Source organism: Planktothrix sp. (assembly GCF_046067725.1).
GTDB lineage: Bacteria > Cyanobacteriota > Cyanobacteriia > Cyanobacteriales > Microcoleaceae > Planktothrix.
In genome coordinates, this window is sequence record NZ_JBJUDF010000348.1 from 1 (window position 1) to 6,609 (window position 6,609).

Here is a 6,609-nt window from a genome sequence, read left to right on the forward strand (position 1 = left end):
ATGATCTTTTTATCGGGACAAATTGCCATTGACCCCCGCATTAACCAAATTGTTCATCTTGATGATGTCGCCAAACAAACCGAACAAGTGATGTCCAATTTACAAGCGGTATTAACCGAAGCGGGAGCCACTTGGGAAAACGTGGTGAAAACCACAATCTTCTTAAAAGATATGAACGATTTTACCCAAGTTAATGAAGTCTATTCTCAATATTTTAAACCCGAAACAGCGCCAGCTAGGGCGACTGTGGAAGTGTCCCGTCTTCCCAAAGATGTATTAGTAGAAATCGAATGTATCGCTGTTCTCTAAACTCATAAGGTGTGGCTATCTTCCCACACGTCAAGAAAGTTTTGTTGAGTTAAATTTTGTTGATTCGGTGCGTGTAGCGTTGCTTTACGCACCCTACCATACCTTATTATTAAAATCAGTTTCATCTGGGTTAGGAGGAGGTAAAGGTTGGTTTTGACTCTCTCCAAATCCCGTTGCATTTCCCACCACAAGAATTAATAGAAATAATGCTATCAATAAAATGCCTAATGTTCCCCAATCTGGAGATGTTGGAGCAGGAGGTTTATCACCAGGGGGTTTAGCTGGAGGAGCATTCGCAGGAGAGGCGGGAGGTTTAGGAGTATCAGCTTGGGACATAAATTGAGATCAACTGATCTGAAATCTTTAAATCTTTGCTACGCATTCATATTGTGTAGAGACGCGCCTTGGCGGAGCCATGCCGTAAGGCTTTTGGCGCGTCTCTACAGGGGGTTTAGCGACTCATCCGTATTATCAATTTCAAGATTTTATTAACAATAGAATTCCTGTTCACATTAACAAAAAATCCCCACCGTTGGGTGGAGATTTTGAGCGACTCAACGGAAATTTTAGGCGTCGCTTTCAATGTGGATGAATAATAAACCCATTGCCACAATTGGCATTAACCAGCAAACCACAGGAATTAAAATCCAAGGTAAAAAAGAAGCTGCGTAATCTCCAGTCATATCAAATTCTCCTATTGGATGTTAGAAAATCGTTAAGTTGGGTTAAGGGATTTAATTTTATTCCCTAATTCAAATGTAACTTAGCTATTGACAAAACCTCGGAAAATCGAATCGACTAAGTTGAAGTTTTCCAATAGGAAAAAGGCAACAACCGCCCCACCCATTGCACCCACAAAGAAACCCCCTGCAAATTGACTCCAACCTTCAGAGCTTTGCAAAGAATCTGTACCTGAGCCACCTTTTTGGAAAGAAACCAATCCGTAAGCAGATAAACAAATTGTGGCAATTAAAATTAATGCGATCGCTGAAATTAAGCCACCTAAGTTGGCAGCGCTGGGATGATCACGTAATGGCCCCAGTTTAATCCAAGGCCCAACTAAAAAGTAACCATGTGCCATACCCACTTCTAAACCCCGCAGTAAAGGAGATAAACCTTTGCGGTAAGCAGGTAAATTCCCGATAAAGGCACGGGTAAATTCAGAATCGCTAATCGGGGTGGACAAATGCCCTACAAAGGGATCACCGTTATAGGGTTTGATTAAGTCTGCCATAGGGTTTCTTTCTCCTTGAATATTGAAGAACTTGTAGCAGTTGTTAAGCTCATATTTTACGCAGGGATAGGCAAACTCGTTACACAAATGAGCATAAGCTTCAAAAAAGTTCACATCTGGCGGCGTCAGTGTCCCCTGTTTGGTGTCTAGGAGTGAAAACAAGTTAAGATTTAACCGAGTTATCAAGGAACTAGAATGATGAATAAACGATTGAAATTCTTTAGTTCTGCTCTGTTTGGGGCGATCGCAACAACGATGTTGGCTTCTGGCGTTAAAGCAGAACCCATGTTTAATGATTATCCCACCAGCTATCAACCTTTTGCGGAAGAATTTATGCGAGCCGCCTCCAGAACTTCTGGTGATGTCTTTAAAAACAAATCATTGATGGGTCAACTATCTACTTATTTAGGGATTAGTTTTCCCTGGCCTAATGGCATCAATGGTTATCCTGAAACTTTAATGACCAATGATGCCAGACTGGTGAATCAATTGTATCGGGAAGCCATGTTACAGCAAACGATGAATGATCCGATTATTCGCACTCCCGATCTGATCAATCCCTATAACACCTCGATTCTGACCCAACCGTCTTATACGGATCTAAACCTTCAAACGCCACCAGAGTTACCTGCAATGGGTCGCTAAGTCAAACCTTAGAGGGAAATGGAAATTCACTCTAGCCTTTTCCCTCAATGATTCCCTACCTTAATTTCTGATGTCTTCTGAAACTGAATTTTATATTGTTAAACGTCCTAACGGAATTTGTGACATTGTTGCGCGGGAGGAGGTTCAAAACCAGCCTGATCCGACCATCCTTAAACAATGGGGGCCATTTAATTCCCTAAATCAAGCCAAGGCCAGCCGTGTTGGGTTAATTCGGTCGGGGAAATGTCAACCGCAGTGACACCCGTGTCCCATAAAAAAACTGCTAATCTCAACAGATCAGCAGTTTAATGGATAAGCTCCTTTATTTTTGTAGAATCCCAAGTCTATAGACTCAAAAAGATTATTTTTGCTCCCATGTTAAGTTCCTAATGTCAGATTTTGATCAATGGTCAACGGTTAACGGTCAATCGCTAACACGCTATGATAGAGATATTCACATTTCTTAATTTTTCTTTACGGAATACGGATGTCTTCAACAAGCATCGAGAAACTCCAGCAATTCTTTCAGAAAACAATCTTGTTTGACAATAAGCCAACCCCAGAACTGGTGGCTATTTTACTGGTGTACTTCGTCCAAGGAATCTTAGGACTGGCCCGTTTAGGCGTCAGTTTTTTTCTTAAGGATGAATTGGGCATGAGTCCGGCGGAAGTGTCAGTTTTACTCGGTATTGTTGCCATTCCTTGGGTGATCAAACCCTTATTTGGCTTCATTTCCGACGGTTTACCGATTTTGGGTTATCGCCGTCGCCCCTATTTAATCTTATCGGGACTATTCGGCTCTTTATCTTGGGTGGCCTTGGCGACAATTGTTCATACTCCTTGGGCCGCTGCTCTGGCCATTGCCCTGAGTTCCCTTTGCATTGCCGTTAGTGATGTCATTGTTGATTCTTTAGTCGTTGAACGTGCCCGTCACGAGTCCCTTAGTAATGTCGGGTCTTTACAGTCGGTTTGTTGGGGCGCAACGGCTGTAGGGGGATTAATGACAGCTTATTTAAGCGGTTTTTTATTAGAGAAATTTAACCCCCAAACCATCTTTCTGATTACCGCTTCTTTTCCTTTAATTGTTTCCTTAGTGGCGGGATTAATTACAGAAGAATTTGTACAGGAAAACTCGAACTGGGAGAGAATCAAATTTCAAATTAAAAATTTGCGTCAAGCTATTAGCCAAAAATCAATTTGGTTGCCCACAGCCTTTATTTTTCTTTGGCAAGCAACACCAACGGCGGATGCCGCTTTTTTCTTTTTTACGACTAATGAATTAGGCTTTCAACCGGAATTTTTAGGGCGAGTTCGTTTAGTGACCAGTGTGGCTTCTTTAATGGGTGTATGGCTATTTCAACGCTTTTTTAAATCGATTCCTTTTCGGCTCATCTTTTTCTGGTCAACGATTATTTCAACAGGTCTAGGAATGACAATGTTGTTATTAGTTACCCATACTAATCGTAGCCTGGGAATTGATGATTATTGGTTTAGTTTAGGCGATAGTTTGATTTTAACGGTGGTGGGACAAATTGCTTATATGCCTGTTTTAGTTTTAGCCGCTCGGTTATGTCCTCCGGGGGTAGAAGCCACATTATTTGCATTATTAATGTCGGTTGTCAATTTATCAGGATTAATTTCTTATGAACTGGGTGCATTACTCACCCATTGGTTCGGAATTACTGAAACCAACTTTAACCAATTATGGTTATTAGTAATTGTGACCAATCTTAGCACATTATTACCTCTACCTTTAATTCATTGGTTGCCGGATAGTAGTGCAGAAACAGAACCTTTAAGCATGACCTTAGAACCTTCTGAACGGGAACAATTAACTGTTATATAGTGATTCCCTAGGGAACCGCTTAACTGGGAACATGGAAAGGTTTTCAGGATTTAGAAATGTCCGATTTTTTTTGTATAGTTGAATAACCTTTAACTCATTGATTGGAAATACAGAATCCCATGACTCAAACTTTAAATTCCACAGAATCCTTATCTTATGATCGCAATGATTGGAAAAAAGGTTATCTTTCTCAACCGAATGAATATGATTATTGGATTGATGATATTGAAGGAGAAATTCCTCCCGAATTAGAAGGAACCCTTTATCGCAATGGCCCTGGTTTATTAGAGATTAATGGCCAAGCCATTCGTCATCCTTTTGATGGAGATGGGATGATATCGGCGATTCGTTTTACCCAAGGTCGTGCCCATTATTGCAATCGATTTGTGCGCACCCAAGGTTATATTGAAGAACAAAAAGCGGGAAAAATCCTTTATCGAGGTGTTTTTGGAACCCAAAAACCGGGGGGATGGTTAGCCAATTTTCTGGATTTACGGATTAAAAATATTGCTAATACGCAAGTTATTTATTGGGCGGGAAAACTTTTAGCATTGTGGGAAGCAGCCCAACCTTATCGACTTGATCCAAATACGTTAGAAACCATCGGAATTGATGATTTGGATGGAATTTTAAAACCTGGAGATGCCTTTGCGGCTCATGTTAGAATTGATCCAAATTGTGGCGGTCAACCTTGTCTAGTTAATTTTTCAATTAAACCGATGTTATCGACTACGATAACAATTTATGAAATTTCCACAGCCGGAAAATTACTGAGAAAACACGCCCACTCTGTCCCCGGATTTGCCTTTATTCATGATTTTGCGATTACGCCTAATTATTGTATTTTCTTCCAAAATCCCGTTAAATTTAATCCAATTCCCTTTGTATTAGGATTATCGGGGGCTGGAGAATCCATTAATTTTGAGTCAGGAAAACCGACTAAAATTATTGTGATTCCTCGTAATTTTGATAGAAAAACAGGTGGAGTTAAAGTGTTTGAAACACCATCGGGTTTTGTCTTCCATCATGGAAATGCTTATGAAGAGGAAAATCAAATTATTATAGATTCTATTTGTTATGAATCTTTGCCTCAAGTTCGCCCGAATGAAGATTATCGAGAAACGGATTTTACCCTTTTAGATCCGGGGGAATTGTGGCGTTTTTCTTTAAATTTAACCTCTGGGACAGTTGAACGAAACCGAATTGAATCTCGGTGTTGTGAATTTCCGACTTTACATCCCAATTTTGTGGGTAGACCTTACCGTTATTTATATTTAGGCGCCGCCCATTCTCCCGAAGGAAATGCACCTTTACAGGCTATTCTGAAAGTAGATTTAAACAGCAATCAACGGCAATTATGGAGTGCCGCCCCGAAAGGATTTGTCAGTGAACCTGTGTTTGTTCCTCGTCCTAATGCTATTGCAGAAGATGATGGATGGCTGTTAACGGTGGTGTATGATAGCCAATATCATCGTTCAGATATTGTGATTTTGGACGGTCGAGATTTGACTCAAGGGGCACTCGCTCGATTACACTTAAAACATCATATTCCCTATGGTTTACATGGCAGTTTTGTCAAAGCCTAACTTTAGGGTATTTCTTACGGTAGGGGCAATTCATGAATTGCCCCTACCGTAAAGGTTTGAGTCATAGAGGTGATTACAACCGATTTAGACTTGCTATATTTGGGATATATAGTTCAAAAAAACTTAAATTATTGATGATCCATCTAATTTGATCAGGTATAATCTGCTTTTCAGACATAGAAACCTAGACAAATTTTCCCATCAATCTAAGCCTTTAGCCTCCTTCTATTTAGTCAAAGTAACCGGATATGTTAGACTAATTAATAACTGAACTACCAGTCTCTAAAGGGAGGCAGTCCGATGAAATTTAGCATCGTGATTACAACCTATAATCGACTAACGTTACTCAAACGGGCAATTGATTCTGCATTAAATCAAACCATACCGTGTGAAGTCATTGTTGCAGATGATTGTTCTACTGATGGGACACAACAATATGTTCAGGAATTATCGGCATCGTTAATTGAACAAGAAAATGATCGCCTGGTTTATCATCGGAATTCATCGAATCAAGGTCATTCAGCTACAATGAATGCTGGGGTTGCTATTGCTTCTGGAGATTGGATTAAACCTGTTGATGATGATGATTATTTAGCACCCAATTGTATTGAAGAAATTATTCAAGCAATTACAGCTTATGAAAGGCAAAAAAGTCAGAATTCAACTTCCCAAGTTGTGATTTGTTCTTGTCAAGCGGCTCAAGTTGATCCGAGTGAAACAGAACTGACACGGACTCGAATAATTGGCCCTGGAACGGTATTTTATATTCCCCAAGAAGATATTCATTATGGAATGTTTCTCGAACAAGTTCCTTTTGGAACACCCATTCAAGTTGCCTATCGCAAAGAGGCATTTATTAAGTCTGGAGGATGGGATTCTAGTTTAGATGCGAACTGTGATGATATTGATTCTTGGATGAGAATTTCTCAATTTGGAGATGCAGTTTTTATTAATAAATGTTTAGCTTATCGAACCATTTGGCCAGGAGC

The 6,609-nt window shown here is 40.1% G+C and carries 9 protein-coding genes; 6 read left to right on the forward strand and 3 right to left on the reverse strand.

Annotation, left to right across the window (positions count from 1 at the left end):
• The coding region (locus ACKPEB_RS21495; RefSeq protein ID WP_408967057.1) for a Rid family detoxifying hydrolase at positions 1–309 on the forward strand (309 nt) is incomplete at its 5' end.
• Positions 310–402: 93 nt separating this feature from the next.
• Here the strand turns inward: ACKPEB_RS21495 and ACKPEB_RS21500 are convergent.
• The 3 genes from ACKPEB_RS21500 to ACKPEB_RS21510 form a co-directional block, all read right to left on the reverse strand.
• On the reverse strand, positions 403–645 hold the full coding sequence (locus tag ACKPEB_RS21500) for a hypothetical protein (RefSeq protein ID WP_408967058.1): 243 nt from the start codon (positions 643–645) through the stop codon (positions 403–405).
• A gap of 230 nt (positions 646–875) precedes the next feature.
• Positions 876–992: a photosystem I reaction center subunit VIII gene (locus ACKPEB_RS21505; protein ID WP_408967059.1), complete on the reverse strand. Its 117-nt coding sequence runs from the start codon at positions 990–992 to the stop codon at positions 876–878.
• Positions 993–1,072: 80 nt separating this feature from the next.
• Entirely contained in the window at positions 1,073–1,543 is a 471-nt protein-coding gene (locus ACKPEB_RS21510) for a photosystem I reaction center protein subunit XI (RefSeq protein ID WP_408967060.1), read from the reverse strand.
• Positions 1,544–1,738: 195 nt separating this feature from the next.
• Between ACKPEB_RS21510 and ACKPEB_RS21515 the strand changes: the two genes are divergently transcribed.
• The 5 genes from ACKPEB_RS21515 to ACKPEB_RS21535 all read left to right on the forward strand — a co-directional run.
• A complete protein-coding gene (locus ACKPEB_RS21515; protein WP_408967061.1) occupies positions 1,739–2,188 on the forward strand; it encodes a hypothetical protein in 450 nt (149 codons plus the stop codon).
• Between the two features lie 70 nt (positions 2,189–2,258).
• Positions 2,259–2,447 carry a DDE transposase family protein gene (locus ACKPEB_RS21520; protein ID WP_408967062.1) on the forward strand — a complete coding sequence of 63 codons (189 nt, stop codon included), beginning with the start codon at positions 2,259–2,261 and terminating at the stop codon, positions 2,445–2,447.
• 228 nt (positions 2,448–2,675) lie between these two features.
• The gene (locus tag ACKPEB_RS21525; protein ID WP_408967063.1) at positions 2,676–4,034 is read left to right on the forward strand and encodes a folate/biopterin family MFS transporter; all 1,359 of its coding nucleotides are present in this window, start codon (positions 2,676–2,678) and stop codon (positions 4,032–4,034) included.
• A 119-nt stretch (positions 4,035–4,153) separates the two neighbouring features.
• Complete coding sequence (locus ACKPEB_RS21530) at positions 4,154–5,620, forward strand: carotenoid oxygenase family protein (protein ID WP_408967064.1); 1,467 nt, start codon at positions 4,154–4,156, stop codon at positions 5,618–5,620.
• A 300-nt stretch (positions 5,621–5,920) separates the two neighbouring features.
• Positions 5,921–6,609: glycosyltransferase family 2 protein (locus ACKPEB_RS21535; protein ID WP_408967065.1), on the forward strand; the 689-nt coding region annotated here is incomplete at its 3' end.